Source organism: Vibrio sp. CUB2 (assembly GCF_001557945.1).
Taxonomy (GTDB): Bacteria; Pseudomonadota; Gammaproteobacteria; order Enterobacterales; family Vibrionaceae; genus Vibrio; species Vibrio owensii.
In genome coordinates this window covers 13311-26768 of the sequence record NZ_LNRB01000011.1, presented here as the reverse complement: position 1 = coordinate 26768, position 13458 = coordinate 13311, and the positions used below count along the sequence as shown (strand labels likewise).

Here is a 13458-nt window from a genome sequence, read left to right as displayed (position 1 = left end):
GTACTTCTCCTAAAGCCTTAACCAAACATCGACATGGTTTGGTTCATTTGCGTCATTAAGGTGTTCATTTGAGTAAACTGGGTGAGGTAGCGGTTGTACGACATCTCGTACTTACGCTGTAAAGAGGTTTGCTTGTCGTCAATTCGGTCTAAGTTGGCTTGCAGCGCATCTTTGCGAGAATTGAACGTACCTGTAGAGAACTTCAAGAACGGTTCTGCCATGTCATCAAGAGAGTCGAGCAGGGCGCCATCACCGTTAAACATGGTTTCTAGTGCGGCACTGTTGTTCTTCTGTGCTTCGGCAAACTTATCCTGATCGACTTTCATTTTGCCGTCACGATCAATAGTGATGCCGACTTCACTTAAACGCATACCACCATGCTCACCACGAACGAGCGTATTCAATTGGCTCTCAATAGAGCGCAAGGTAGGGTCACTGGCGAGCACGCCACGAGCTTGGTCTTCACCGCCGATTTGAGTGTATTCATCTAAGGTCGAAATCAATGCGTTATAGGTATCGACAAACTTGGTGATTTGTTCTTTCGTCCCCTCGCTATCTGCGCCTACTTCCATTGAGATCGGCGCTTCTCCTGAGGTTTGTGCTTTGGTGACGGTGATGTCGACGCCATCAATCACGCCTTCAAAAGTATTGCTTGAGTTGGTGAGTTGAAGACCAGTTCCTTCCGCGCCAAGCCAGATAACAGCGTCTTGTGGTTTGCTGATTTCTGTCGTGTTGGTGAACGCATCTTCAAACCAAGCTTGCCCTGTTCCCGTCGCACTGACATTGATGGTGTTTGCCACGCCTGTCTCGGTACTAGAGAGCATGAAGTGTGTTTGCCCGTTTGAGCGAACAAGTGTGGCATTCACGCCTGGGTTATCAGGGTTGTTGTTGATTGCACTGACTAGGTCTGTCACGGTCGCTTTGCCATCGTCGTCGGTATCTACCGTGGACATATCTAACGTCATGGTTTCGCCGTTGATGGTGAATTCTAGAGTGCCGGTAGTAGGAACTTCCGTTGAGGCATCTAGATTTGCGGGCATGCCAGTAGAGATTTGGTGTGACGTTGCGACTTGTTCAACAAAGATCTGGTAGTTACCAACTAACGCGTTCGCATCGGCACTCGCGGTGAAAAAGCCATCTTGAGAGGTTGTTGCCGTATTCTTGATGATGCTGTTTGTGCTGCTGTTCATCTCGTTTACCGCAGTGCGGAACTCACGCAGTGCACTTTCTACCTTACCTAAAGCAGTAAGCTGCGCCTGGTATCGATCGGCTTGTAATTGGTAGCGCTGTTGAAATGGCTGAACATCTAACGTGGCGAACTGGGTTGCCATAGTAATTGGATCTAACGAACTCATGAGGTCGCTCCCTCTCTCATCTGTATTTGGCTTTTGTTGCGCCAGTAATAAATACTCAATCGCAAGATGTGTGCCTGATATTTATATCTATATAAAACAGTGTCTTACGATATGTTTTGTTAGTTGGGAGGAAGCGCTTTTTCCACCTTGTTGGTTCCGCTTTCCCCTTGATGGTTAAAGGGGTTTCCCAAATAAAACAGGCGACCAAAAGGGCTGAAAGATTTAATCCAATGGAGGAAAGAAAGGAGAGTTATGGGGTTGTATGCATAACGAGCAGAATTCGGCGTTTACTGCTAAAGGATTCAGATTTTTCTGACCCTGTCTGAATGCAAAGGTTTGCTATCTTATGCCCCTGCAATTTTTGTGGTTGCTAACGTCTGGCTATTCCCCCAATTCGACTAAAAAGAACGACAGTAATGAATGAATTTGTTTTACGACTGATGAAGTGTGCCCGTGCGTATGAGGCTTTCATTGGCACTAAACTACGCAGTAAACAGAACATTAATGCCGAAGAACTGGCGAACATCCGCATAGAAGCGATCTCTCGATTCCCAGAACTCAAAGCGTATCAACCTCATCGAGGAGTAGAGTCTGCCGAGTTGGAGCTGTTCAACAAGGTTTTGCACAACACCATGCTAAAAGCCGGTTTCCGTATTCCTGCTAGCCATACCAACGAAGCCACTTCCATCTACATTCGTCGCTAGAACGCTTTTCCAAACGCTTTTTTTTGCAGACAAAGAAAAAGCCTCCCGGATGAAGGGGAGGCTTTGAGCTTTCGGACGAACTAAATTTTGCGCGTTGTTAGCGAATAGAAAGGTTCTATTAACGCAGTAGCGACATTGCCATGCCTGGCAGCTGGTTAGTTTGAGAAAGAACTGTGGTACCTGCTTGCATTAGCATTTGGTTCTTAGTCATGTTTGAAGATTCAACTGCAAAGTCTGCGTCAGTGATACGGCCTTTCGCTGCAGATGTGTTCTCAACCATGTTGCTTAGGTTCACTACTGTGTGGTCTAGGCGGTTGATTGTTGCACCCATACCTGCACGAGCTGCGCCTACTTCGTCGATTGCTGTTTGGATTTCACCCATAGCCGTTTTTGCGTTTGCTTGGTCTGCTGCAACGTCTGCGCCGCCGCTGAAGTTAGTGAAACCAGTAGTAAGAGTGTCAAACGCTGTACCAACTGCACCGTCAACTGTTGTTGCTAGGCTTAGTGTCTCTGCACCTGAAGCTCCGATTTGAAGAGTAAGACCGCCGCCTTTAACACCACCAGTCGCAAACAAAGCGTCGCCAGCAAATTTAGTGTTAGTCATGATGCTGTTTAGCTCTGTTTCAAGCTCTGCAAACTCTTTATCAAGTGCAGTTTGGTCTGCTTGAGAGTTAGTACCGTTCGCTGCTTGTGTTGCTAGGTCGTTCATGCGGTACAGAATGTTAGTTGCTTCATCGAAAGCACCTTCCGCTGTTTGCAGCATAGACATACCGTCTTGTGCGTTACGCATTGCAACGTTCATACCACGTGATTGAGTTTCTAGACGGTTCGCGATTTGTAGACCTGCAGCGTCATCAGCTGCTGAGTTGATGCGGTAACCCGTGCTTAGACGCTCCATCGAAGTGTTAAGCATGTTGTTTGTATTGCTTAGCGTGTTTTGAGTAACCAGCGAAGCGTAGTTAGTGTGCATTGATAGAGCCATAATCTGTTCTCCTTGATTGTTCAATGTGGGACTATCGCCCCGCTCACTAACTAGAGGCGGTCGGTTGGTTTTAATGATTAATTGGAAATTTAAAAATTTTTTCGAAATCGCCTAATTTGATGATTTTTGGTGACATCTATTCCAGAAAACCCGCATTTTAAGGCTGTTCAGACATAAAAAAGGGCGAGTTCTTATTGCTGAACTCGCCCTTTATCGTTACCCCTGTTTATTCATCGTCGAACGATTTAAACGACAATGAGGTGGGAATATCACTGAAATAGCCGAAGTAATAACTCGCACCAAGTAAGCGGTAGCGATTGAGTTCATTTTGGCTTGCGACTCTTCCGGCTACCCAAGGAAATTGGTTACGACGCAGAAAGCGCGCTATAGGTAGGAACGCGTGCTGATCTTGTTTGTTTTCCATGGTGACGGACAGCTTGATCATATCGGGTTCAAACTCAGCAATGCGCTCGAAGTGCGATTGGCTGGTCGCGATTTCAAACCATAAGGCATACGCGTTGTCTTTCAGTTGTTCAACCAAAGTGGTGACTCGTTCGTGCAGGCGCAGGGTTTCATCGGCCTGCAAAGAGGGCACGACATGCTGAAATGCCGCCTTGTGGAACTGAATCATCTGATTTAAAAAATAGCCGCCTGCCTGCCACAGCAAAGCGTCAACACGAATGGGCACGACAACATTGCTGATAAGGTCGGGATGAAAGGTCTCAAGTTGGAACTGTGTTTGGCGCAGCGCTAAATACAAACTATATAAATCTAAGCAATATTGCATTTGCTCTGACAGTTCAAACTGATAGACACTCTGCTCGCCGCGTAGGCCAAAGCGTAGAGTGAGGTGTTGGTATTCCACCTCGCCAGTTTTGGTTTCACGGATGGCCTGACAGGCGTGTTGAATGTCATTGTGTTTAAGTGCATCAAACACCAGTTGGTCGTCGTCCGTGACAATGTGTTGCAGTGCGAGATCGCACAAATAGTCGTACATCGCTTTTGTTGAGATGAGATTAACCAAGGTTTCCTACCACGTTGATCTGTTTGTTTTCTGGAATTTCATTGTAAGACAGTACCGCCAATCCTTGGGTAAAGGTACGTGCGTATCGTGCCAGCAATGGGCGCAGCTGAGGCATGACCAATAAGATTGGCGGCAGCCCTTGTTGCTTCAACTGCTGACGAATTAAAGGCAAGTTCTGTTGGAACTGGCTAAGAATGTTTGGCTCAATTGGGAAGCTATCGAGCATGACAGCGCCTGCGGCTTGAGCTTGTTGTAACGACGTCATTAGCATCTGTTCAAGTTCATCAGACAAGGCGTAGACGTTCAGTTCGTTTTTCTGACCTGCGACTAAGTTAACCAAGGTTCGTTTAAGTGCACAGCGTACATCCGCCGCGAGTAAAATTGGATCTTTGGTGTTTTCTGAAGATTCCAACATGGTGTTAGCGATGGTGCGAATGTCTTTCAACGGGACTTGGTCGAGCAGAAGCTGACGGTAAACCTTAAGTTGCTGTGCTGGGGTCAGTGCAGAGGCTAGGGCTTCGGCCAATTTTGGCGCTTGTGCTGTGAGACGTTGAGTCATGGCTTCAACATCGTCATGGGTAAACAATTCAGCCAAATTGGTTTTCATGATTTTGCTGATGTGTGTGGCGATAACCGTGCCATCATCAACCACTTGGTAGCCCATGTTCAGCGCTTTCGCTTTGTCTTGATGTTCAATCCAAACCGCAGGCAATTGGTAGGCTGGATCACTGCCAAGAATGCCATCCACCTCGCCATAGGTTTCACCCACAGCAATCGCCATCAAACGTTCTGGCTCGATAAAACCTTGTTCAATCACTTCGCCGTTCAGAGCAATGGTGTATTGGTTCGGCTTTAAACTTAGGTTGTCGCGGATACGCACTTCCGGCAGTAGAAAGCCCACTTGTTCGGAGAGATTACGACGAACACCGCGGATACGCTGCGCCAAAGGTGCACCTTGCTCTTTGTTAACCAAGTGAACTAAGCGGTAGCCCAACGCCAGAGACAGGGTATGGACATGAGGAATATCGTCCCAAGTAAGTGCGGTTTCTTCTTCCTGCATCGCATGAGAGAGTGCTTCTACTTGGTCGATTTGCGTATCTTGCACCGGCTTTTTGCTCTGTCGCCAACCTGCAAATGCCAATACTGCTGCAAAGGTGAAGAACGCGAGATGAGGCATTCCCGGAACCATACCAATAACAGCCATGATAGCCGCCACGGTAAACAAGGTAGCTGGTGTTGCAAGCAGCTGCTTGTGCATGGTTTCCGACATGCCGTTATCGCTGTCGTTAATACGTGTCACGATAATCGCGGCAGCGGTAGCAAGCAACAGTGATGGAATTTGAGCAACTAAGCCGTCACCGATAGTCAGTAGGGCATAAGTCTTGAAGGCTTCTGATGCAGGCAATCCGTGCTCGAATACACCAATGCTGATACCACCAATGATGTTGATGAACAGGATCAGCAAGCCGGCAACCGCATCACCACGCACAAACTTGGAGGCACCATCCATTGAACCGTGGAAGTCCGCTTCGTTCGCCACTTCTTTGCGGCGTTGACGCGCGGTTTCTTGGTCAATCAAGCCAGCGTTTAAGTCGGCATCGATGGCCATTTGTTTGCCCGGTAGCGCATCCAAGGTAAAGCGTGCTGATACTTCAGAAATACGTTCGCCACCTTTGGTGATCACGACAAAGTTAATGATCATCAAGATGATAAACACCACCATACCGACCACGTAGTTACCACCGATTACCACTTCACCGAAGGCTTGAATCACCTTACCAGCAGCATCGCCGCCGTTGTGGCCTTCAAGCAATACGATACGTGTTGAAGCTACGTTCAGAGTAAGACGCAGCAAGGTCGCGACCAACAGAATGGTTGGGAAAATCGAAAAGTCGAGTGGTCGCTTCGCTGTGGTGCTGACCAACAATACCAAGATGGCTAATACGATATTGAAGGTGAACAGCGCATCCAATAGCAAGGGTGGCAAAGGCAAGATGACCATCGCCAGCACCATCAACAAGACGATTGGAATGCCAATGTAGCCTTTGGTGGAAGTTTGAAGTTGTTTTAACCGGTTAAACATACTCTGGTGTCCTTGGGTAAACGCGGGTTAATCAGTGTTGCAAATGCTTTGGAATTGAAAAATGAGGCAAAGGCGTTGGCTCTTTTCCATCCCCTTTACGGAAGGCTTTCAATTGCAAAACGTAAGTCAGAATGTGTGCCACGGCGATGTAGAGCTGGCTTGGTATGGCTTGCTCAATCGCCGTGGTGTGATAAATCGAACGAGTCAGCGGCGGCGAGTTGATGATCTCGACTTTGTTCTTGCGTGCGATGCGTTGAATGTGCATTGCGGTTTCATCGACGCCTTTTGCCACGACAAATGGTGCATCGGACAGGGATGGCTCGTATTTCAATGCAACGGCATAGTGGGTCGGGTTGGTGATCACCACGTCTGCGGTGGGCACCATCTTGTCGATTTTTCGCCGTGCGAACTGTTGCTGAATTTGGCGAATGCGCTGTTTAACTTCAGGTCGCCCCTCGTTGTTCTTGAACTCTTCTTTCAGCTCTTGTTTGGTCATGCGCAGCTCTTTGAGGTGCTCCCAACGTTGATATGGGATATCAATCACCCCGAACAACAACAGGGCAAAGCCCATCAGCAGCAGACCTTCAAACAGAATCGACATGATCAGTGAGAAGCCTTGGCTGAGTGGTAAGTTTTGCATGCCAAGCAGTGGCTGAAGATGGTTGTCTAGGTAGCCATAAAGAATGCCGAAGATGACTAATACTTTGACGGTGGATTTAACCAACTCCACTACTGAGCGAGTGGAGAAAATACGTTTAATGCCCGAAATGGGATTGAGCTTACTCAGCTTCGGTAGCACGTTCGCTGGGCGGAACATCCAACCGCCTAACACCATGCTGCTGCCAAAGGTGACAATGATGATGACCGTGAAAAGGGGCAGTAGCATCTCAATGATCACCGCCAAGCTCTGACCAAGGTGCTCCACCAATTGTTTTGGGTTTTCTAGGTCTGCTTTGGTCAGGGTCATGTTGTAACGGAATACGCCCGACATGCTCTCCCAAATGCTATTGAGCTGGGAATAGAAAAACATCGCAACGGCTAAGAAGATAACCGCGGTAGTGAACTCTTTTGCGCGAGGAATTTGCCCTTCTTGACGGGCTTTTTTCACCTTCTGGGGGGAGGCTTTCTCGGTTTTGTCTTGAGACGACTGTTCGCTCATGCGCCCCCCAACATAAAGTTATTTAAGAAACGAATGGTGTCGTGGACTAACGTGGTATAACGACTAGGCACGCCAGAAACAGAGATCAACACGCTGAACAAACCTAACAGCATGGTCATCGGGAAGCCCAGTGCATAAACGTTTAGAGAGGGCGCTGCTCGGTTCATCACACCAAAGCTGATGTTGGCGAGCAGCATAGAAACGATAGCTGGCAACGCGAGAGCCAACGCAGAAGCAAACATCCACCCAAAGATATTCACGACGCCTTGCAAAGACAGGGCGGTGATACCCGCTCCCACCGGCCAAACGACAAAGCTTTGAATGACGATGTCGATAACGAGTAAATGCCCTTCAAGCGCAAGAAACAGCAAAGTTGAGAAGATAAGGAACATGCGACCGAGAATCGCCACGGACAAGCCGTTAACCGGATCGTTCATCACGGCCATACCCAAGCCCATTTGCAATGAAATTGTCTGGCCGAGCATGGTGAAAACATTGAATAACATGTGCAGGATTAAGCCGAACATCAGGCCCCATATCGCTTGCTCGAACGCTAAGAAAAGCGAGGTCATTGAGAACAGTTCGACTTCTGGCATCGGTGGCATTAGTGGCGCGGTGATCACCACAATTGAGAGGGCAAGCAAGCTGCGAACCCAGACTGGAATCAACGCGTCACCAAAAAATGGCATGGAAATGAACACGGCACCGACGCGAAAAAATGGCCACCAAAGCTGACCTAGAATCACGGACAGTTCCGCAAACGTGATCGCCATTAGCCGATCATCCCCGGAATGTTGTGGAACAAGAAATCAAACAGCTCCATGATTTTTCGCAGCATCCAGTGACCTGCAAAAATCACCATTAGCAGCGTGACCAACAAACGTGGTAGGAAGCTTAGCGTTTGCTCGTTAATTTGCGTAGCAGCCTGGAATACAGCAATACACAGGCCGACAATTAAACCCGGTACGACCAAAACGGCCACCATCAAGATGATCAGCCAAACAGCATCAGAAAATAGGGTAACGGTGAGTTCCGGTGTCATGATGCGCTCCCACTACCCAAAGCTGGCGGATAGTGTGCCGACCGTCATTGCCCAACCGTCGACCAGAACAAACACCACCAATTTGAACGGTAGAGAAATGATCAGGGGTGACAGCATCATCATACCCATCGCCATCAACACGCTGGCGACAACAAGGTCGATGATCAGGAACGGGATAAACAACATGAAGCCGATTTGAAATGCGGTTTTCAGCTCACTGATGACAAAGGCCGGCAACACGACCGCAAACGAAATGTCTTCCACATTTTGGTCGATGGGCTCGTTGGCAATGCGTAACATTTGCTCCAGCGAGCTTTGGTGGGTTTGTGCCAACATAAAGTTTCGCACTGGCTTTTCGGCCACCGAAAACGCCTGCATCAAGGTGATCTCGCCATTGTCATAAGGCTTAAAAGCATTGTCGTGAATATCGGTCCAGACAGGACGCATGATCAGTAACGTCAATGCCAATGCAATACCGACTAACACGCGGTTTGGCGGGCTTTGTTGCAACCCCAGTGCCTGACGCAGAATCGCCAATACCACGATAATACGTGTGAAGCTGGTGGCCATGAGGATGAAAGCTGGCAAGAAGCTGAGCGCCGTCATCAGCAACAGAATCTGCAGCTTAACGCTGTACTCTTGCTGCGTGTCCCCGTCGGAAACGGATAAGATGGTTAAACCGTTGTCAGCAGCCATGGTTGGAAGCGTAAACAACAGCAAACCAAGCAATGCAATCACCAACAAAGGTAATCGACGTTGACTGGTACCCAGAACATTCATCGCACAACCCACCTGAAACTATCGACCTACGCTGTTAAGCGCAGAATCATGAACGTTGATCAGGCGCAGGCCATATTTGTCGTTAATGACCACGACTTCCGCTTGCCCCATTAGAGAACCATTTACTTTTACATCAAGTGGTTCGCCATTGAGTTTGTCCAGTTCAATCACTGTTCCTTCACCGGCTTTCATCAAGTCACCCAAAGGAATTTCTTTGCTCGCCACCTCAAGTGTCACGGTAACCGGGATGCTTTTGAAGAAACTCAAATCGCGCTCAGCAACGGGCTCAGGAGCGAAAGCCTGTTCGGTTTCGAAATCTTCTAATTGAAAATCGTCAAAGTTTAATTCATCGGCGTCGAATGCTTGGTTCTCTTGCGCTTCGCTCATCGCTGCGATTCCTTATCTGGGTTAAAGATCAATACAAGCTGACCGTCTTGTTCTGCAACACGACCAGAGAAAAGAGTTTGGTTACCAATGCTCACTGGCACGGTATTGAGGAGTTCGATTGGCAAAATATCGTCTGGCTGCAATCCAACCACATCACTCAATGCCATGGTTTTCTTGCTCAAAACGACGTTAAGACGTACAGGGGTTGACTCTAACGAGCGACAAAACGGTTGATACAAATCGGCATCGTTATGAAGGGCTAGCTGCTCAATCAAGGTTTGAATCATGGTGCTATCAAGCTTGAGATGAATGGCACCTTGGAAATCTTCAAACGCGATTGAAAGCTCAGCATGCAGACCGATGCCTCGTGGCGTTTCATATTCGCAGGGTTGCCACATTTCTTGCGGCGCTAGCCAGTTGATGATGATTCGACTGATACGCTCCTGAAGGCGCAGGTCACTCGCGGTCAAGCTAGTAGAAGTACGCTCTGTTGCCGCACCGTAAAAACGGTCAGCCAATTTGATTAATGCTTGTGCGTCTCCGTGGATATACACCATGCCACCATCTTGATGCTGATAAGTGGAGGTTTGGTCTTTATCCAATAAAGTTGGCGAGAATCTGTGTAGCTCTACTGCAACTAAATTCACTTCGATTTTGTTGGTGCTGAGCCAATTTTGTAATTCATTGGTTAGGCTTGAACAAGATTCTGAAATCAAACTTTCGAGCTTTTCACGAATGATATGAATAGGTTTGCCTAGCAACTCTACATCAAGCAACTTGATGTCGGAAATAGGCTCGTTAACTCTGCTTTCCATTTATATTTTACCGTGCGTTAACAAACGAAACTGTTTTAACTTAATTGCGGACAGTCTACACAGACTTTTTTATGATCCTTTAGTTTCAACTTTAAAGATTGTGACTTTAGTTCACATGTTGATTTGAAGCTAACCATAGGTACTTTTAATAAAAATTAAAAAGAGTTAGTTTTGAATTATAAAAGAGTTAATAAAAAACTATAACAATTATTAGCTAAGTTGTTGTTAATTCGGTCAGTTTATGCTGATAGGGAAAACAGCGGCTTTTCAATTTGAGCTTTGTAACTCATTGTTTTATTGGTCTAAAAAAGTCTTTCGACGAATGCTTCTCTAAGCTGCATGAACGATTAATGACCGCTTTTAATATTTCAGAATAGGGAATTAATATGATTACCTATGCCAAATTTTTTCATCCAATGGCATATTTAATTAAACCTTCAATGTCAGGGTTGTGTGATAAATACCTGCAAAGAAGAGGTTTGATAATACTTTCTAAAGTATTCCTATTAGCTGGTTTAACTTCACCTAATTTTTCATTGGCAGGTGAAAAAATCACCATACCTATGGACCTTTCTACTTGGCTATATAAAGGAAATAAATTTGAGTGCAACTTAATGCATTCAAATATTCCACAGGGGAAGTTTTATTTCCTAGCGGAACCAAATAACCAAGTTACATTTATTGCTGACGTTCACAATAACAACAATAAATGGAATAACGTTTTATTGTTTAGTGAGAGCGCTCCTTGGGAAAAAGAGCTTTTAAGGAAAGAAGAGGCTTCTCTTGCATTAACAACAGCAACGAATCAGTTTGCTTTCACGCATGGGACGGAGTCTCTACTTAAAGCCATTACTTCCGGAAGTTGGGTTACGTTGTCACTAAGTGGAAAGAATGATTCCGCCATCAGTGGTGTCACCTTACCAACCATTCAAATTCAAAATGCGTTGGCATCATTCAATCAATGTCGAGCGCAGTTGCCGAAGTTGTCGTACTCCCAAGCTCGTGATGTGAATTTGCCATTCCAGTTTGGCCAAAAAACACTAAGTCGCAGCCAGCAAAGCACTATCGCAGCGTTATACAGCTACATTTCTGTCGATGACCGCGTCACCAAGATTCTGGTTGATGGTCATACTGACAATGTCGGCTCTCAATTGGCGAACTTAACCGTATCTCGCCAGCGAGCTGAGCAAGTCGCAGAAGCTCTGGTTCAACAAGGTGTTGACCATTCGTTGATTGAAGTTCGTGCTCATGGCTCGCGATACCCAATAGCAAGCAATAACACGCAAGCGGGACAAGCTAAAAACCGTCGTGTGACGTTGCGCCTTGTTCGAGACAACGAGCGTGTGGTTGCCAAAATCAACGTTGCTACCAACAACGCAGAAGCAAAACAACAAACCCAACAAGAGAAGGTAAAGGTTCAATGATGACGAAAACGGATATTTTGTTGGTTGAGCCAAATGAACACCTCGCTCAACCAGTGCTTGATGTACTTGGGAATGCTGGTTATTCCGCAAGACACAGCCGCACTGGTCGCAGCGCGCTATTGGAAGAGCGAGCTTGCATTACGTTGGTCAGCTCAAACTTACCGGACATGTGTGTGCGTGAGTTTGTCGCTTGTCATCAAAAGCAGCGCAATGCTGGCGTGGTGATTGCGATTGTTGACCAAGAGCAGGGTATTTTGGCGGCGGAGACGATGAAGTCGGGTGCGACGGATTACTTGCTTCGCCCATTTGAAACAAACCAATTGCTGAACTTGCTCAAGCGTGTAGAAGCGTTGGGCAAACCACTGGCAAACATCGTTGCCGAATCATGGCGCAGTAAACAAGTACTTCAACTCGCGCATCGCGCAGCGTGTACTAATGCTAGCGTGCTTATTACTGGCGAATCTGGCACGGGTAAGGAAGTGCTGGCGCGTTACGTTCATGAACAATCGCCTCGTGATGACGGCCCGTTTGTTGCCGTGAACTGTGCCGCTATTCCAGAATCAATGCTGGAAGCGGTGTTGTTTGGTCACGTGAAAGGGGCATTTACCGGAGCTACGAATTCGCAAAGCGGTAAGTTTGAAGAGGCTAATGGTGGCACGATTCTGCTCGATGAAATTGGTGAAATGTCACCAGCGGTTCAAGCAAAGTTGTTACGTGTACTTCAAGAGCGCGAAGTAGAACGTGTTGGCAGCCACAAAGCGATTCAGTTGGATATCCGAGTGATCGCCGCGACCAACAAAGACTTGCGTGAAGAAGTGCAAAAAGGCACGTTCCGTGAAGATCTTTACTACCGCCTAGATGTGCTGCCATTGCATTGGCCGCCATTGCGTGAGCGCAAAGAAGACATCTTACCTATCAGCCAATTCTTTATTGAAAAATACCAAGATAGCAGCCGTTGTCATCTGTCCCAAGATGCCATTGCGGCGCTAAGCCAGTACCACTGGCCGGGCAATATTCGCGAACTCGAAAACGTCATTCAACGAGCACTTGTCATGCGCCATGGGGATTACATCACCGCTCATGATCTAATGCTGCCGATTGAATTGCTGACGCCAGTGCCTTCCGCTGAGCCTGTTTCCAGCTTTGGTCATGTCGAAGCGAAGAAGCAAGCCGAGTTCCAATTCATCCTAGATAAATTACGTCAGTTTGGTGGAAACCGAACCAAAACCGCCAACGCTTTGGGTGTGTCTACTCGAGCGTTACGTTACAAGCTTGCAGCAATGCGCGAACACGGTATTGATTTACAGTCGGCGCTTGGCTCGGCTGCCTAAAAGGAGAAAAGTAGATGGCAAGTCAACCAACTAATGCAGTCTCAGCAGAGCAGTTAATGCTGTCTAAAATGGAGGCGATGCGAACGCAAGCTCAGCCACCTGAATTTGTTGTGAGTGCAAACCCGTTAGATCAACAGACTTTGAATGCACCGATTTCTTTCTCACAAGCGATGACCAATGTGCTCGACACGGTCAATCAGCATCAATCGGTAGCAAGCCAAAAAATGACAGCTGTTGAAACCGGCGCGAGTGACGATTTGGTCGGCGCGATGGTCGCCAGTCAAAAGGCGAGCCTTTCATTCAATGCTTTGATGCAAGTGCGCAACAAAGTGGTCATGTCCTTTGAAGATATCATGAAGATGCCGGTGTAAC

14 protein-coding genes are annotated in these 13458 nt (G+C 47.2%); 4 read left to right on the top strand and 10 right to left on the bottom strand.

Annotated features, from left to right (window positions below):
* Positions 1-17: 17 nt before the first annotated feature.
* Positions 18-1355, bottom strand: a complete 1338-nt coding sequence (gene fliD / locus ATB78_RS17900) for a flagellar filament capping protein FliD (protein ID WP_061009622.1) — start codon at positions 1353-1355, stop codon at positions 18-20.
* Between the two features lie 416 nt (positions 1356-1771).
* On the opposite strand from fliD, the gene ATB78_RS17895 reads away from it, so the two are divergent.
* The gene (locus ATB78_RS17895) at positions 1772-2059 is read left to right on the top strand and encodes a hypothetical protein (RefSeq protein ID WP_005435960.1); all 288 of its coding nucleotides are present in this window, start codon (positions 1772-1774) and stop codon (positions 2057-2059) included.
* A gap of 118 nt (positions 2060-2177) precedes the next feature.
* Here the strand turns inward: ATB78_RS17895 and lafA are convergent, their stop codons facing one another.
* The 9 genes from lafA to ATB78_RS17850 all read right to left on the bottom strand — a co-directional run bounded on the left by lafA (position 2178) and on the right by ATB78_RS17850 (position 10331).
* On the bottom strand, positions 2178-3041 hold the full coding sequence (lafA, locus tag ATB78_RS17890; RefSeq protein WP_061009620.1) for a lateral flagellin LafA: 864 nt from the start codon (positions 3039-3041) through the stop codon (positions 2178-2180).
* Between the two features lie 226 nt (positions 3042-3267).
* Positions 3268-4065: an EAL domain-containing protein gene (locus ATB78_RS17885; protein ID WP_155647835.1), complete on the bottom strand. Its 798-nt coding sequence runs from the start codon at positions 4063-4065 to the stop codon at positions 3268-3270.
* Positions 4058-6148, bottom strand: coding sequence for a flagellar biosynthesis protein FlhA (flhA, locus tag ATB78_RS17880; RefSeq protein ID WP_061009616.1), 2091 nt, complete (start codon positions 6146-6148; stop codon positions 4058-4060). Before flhA ends, ATB78_RS17885 begins: the two co-directional genes overlap by 8 nt.
* Positions 6149-6179: 31 nt before the next feature.
* On the bottom strand, positions 6180-7307 hold the full coding sequence (gene flhB, locus ATB78_RS17875; RefSeq protein WP_061009614.1) for a flagellar biosynthesis protein FlhB: 1128 nt from the start codon (positions 7305-7307) through the stop codon (positions 6180-6182).
* Positions 7304-8080, bottom strand: a complete 777-nt coding sequence (gene fliR, locus ATB78_RS17870) for a flagellar biosynthetic protein FliR (protein ID WP_061009612.1) — start codon at positions 8078-8080, stop codon at positions 7304-7306. The genes flhB and fliR overlap by 4 nt, the downstream gene beginning before the upstream one ends.
* Entirely contained in the window at positions 8080-8349 is a 270-nt protein-coding gene (fliQ, locus tag ATB78_RS17865; protein WP_005375036.1) for a flagellar biosynthesis protein FliQ, read from the bottom strand. Before fliQ ends, fliR begins: the two co-directional genes overlap by 1 nt.
* A 12-nt stretch (positions 8350-8361) precedes the next feature.
* Positions 8362-9129, bottom strand: coding sequence for a flagellar type III secretion system pore protein FliP (gene fliP / locus ATB78_RS17860; protein WP_061009610.1), 768 nt, complete (start codon positions 9127-9129; stop codon positions 8362-8364).
* 18 nt (positions 9130-9147) lie between these two features.
* Positions 9148-9516, bottom strand: a complete 369-nt coding sequence (fliN, locus tag ATB78_RS17855; protein ID WP_005435977.1) for a flagellar motor switch protein FliN — start codon at positions 9514-9516, stop codon at positions 9148-9150.
* Positions 9513-10331, bottom strand: coding sequence for a flagellar motor switch protein FliM (locus tag ATB78_RS17850; protein WP_061009608.1), 819 nt, complete (start codon positions 10329-10331; stop codon positions 9513-9515). The genes fliN and ATB78_RS17850 overlap by 4 nt, the downstream gene beginning before the upstream one ends.
* A gap of 386 nt (positions 10332-10717) precedes the next feature.
* Between ATB78_RS17850 and ATB78_RS17845 the strand changes: the two genes are divergently transcribed.
* From ATB78_RS17845 to fliE, 3 genes are read left to right on the top strand one after another with little or no spacing between them, the layout of a single operon-like run.
* Positions 10718-11755, top strand: coding sequence for an OmpA family protein (locus tag ATB78_RS17845; RefSeq protein WP_061009606.1), 1038 nt, complete (start codon positions 10718-10720; stop codon positions 11753-11755).
* Positions 11755-13086 (top strand): sigma-54 dependent transcriptional regulator, encoded by a 1332-nt coding sequence (locus tag ATB78_RS17840; RefSeq protein WP_009704998.1) that lies wholly within the window; start codon positions 11755-11757, stop codon positions 13084-13086. The genes ATB78_RS17845 and ATB78_RS17840 overlap by 1 nt, the downstream gene beginning before the upstream one ends.
* 14 nt (positions 13087-13100) lie before the next feature.
* The gene (gene fliE, locus ATB78_RS17835) at positions 13101-13457 is read left to right on the top strand and encodes a flagellar hook-basal body complex protein FliE (RefSeq protein ID WP_005435984.1); all 357 of its coding nucleotides are present in this window, start codon (positions 13101-13103) and stop codon (positions 13455-13457) included.
* Position 13458: the final 1 nt, after the last annotated feature.

Coding starts and splice junctions, on each gene's coding strand:
- fliD (WP_061009622.1), bottom strand. CDS start 1,355: ATGAGTTCGTTAGATCCAATTACTATGGCAACCCAGTTCGCCACGTTA.
- ATB78_RS17895 (WP_005435960.1), top strand. CDS start 1,772: ATGAATGAATTTGTTTTACGACTGATGAAGTGTGCCCGTGCGTATGAG.
- lafA (WP_061009620.1), bottom strand. CDS start 3,041: ATGGCTCTATCAATGCACACTAACTACGCTTCGCTGGTTACTCAAAAC.
- flhA (WP_061009616.1), bottom strand. CDS start 6,148: ATGTTTAACCGGTTAAAACAACTTCAAACTTCCACCAAAGGCTACATT.
- flhB (WP_061009614.1), bottom strand. CDS start 7,307: ATGAGCGAACAGTCGTCTCAAGACAAAACCGAGAAAGCCTCCCCCCAG.
- fliR (WP_061009612.1), bottom strand. CDS start 8,080: ATGGCGATCACGTTTGCGGAACTGTCCGTGATTCTAGGTCAGCTTTGG.
- fliQ (WP_005375036.1), bottom strand. CDS start 8,349: ATGACACCGGAACTCACCGTTACCCTATTTTCTGATGCTGTTTGGCTG.
- fliP (WP_061009610.1), bottom strand. CDS start 9,129: ATGAATGTTCTGGGTACCAGTCAACGTCGATTACCTTTGTTGGTGATT.
- fliN (WP_005435977.1), bottom strand. CDS start 9,516: ATGAGCGAAGCGCAAGAGAACCAAGCATTCGACGCCGATGAATTAAAC.
- ATB78_RS17850 (WP_061009608.1), bottom strand. CDS start 10,331: ATGGAAAGCAGAGTTAACGAGCCTATTTCCGACATCAAGTTGCTTGAT.
- ATB78_RS17845 (WP_061009606.1), top strand. CDS start 10,718: ATGATTACCTATGCCAAATTTTTTCATCCAATGGCATATTTAATTAAA.
- ATB78_RS17840 (WP_009704998.1), top strand. CDS start 11,755: ATGACGAAAACGGATATTTTGTTGGTTGAGCCAAATGAACACCTCGCT.
- fliE (WP_005435984.1), top strand. CDS start 13,101: ATGGCAAGTCAACCAACTAATGCAGTCTCAGCAGAGCAGTTAATGCTG.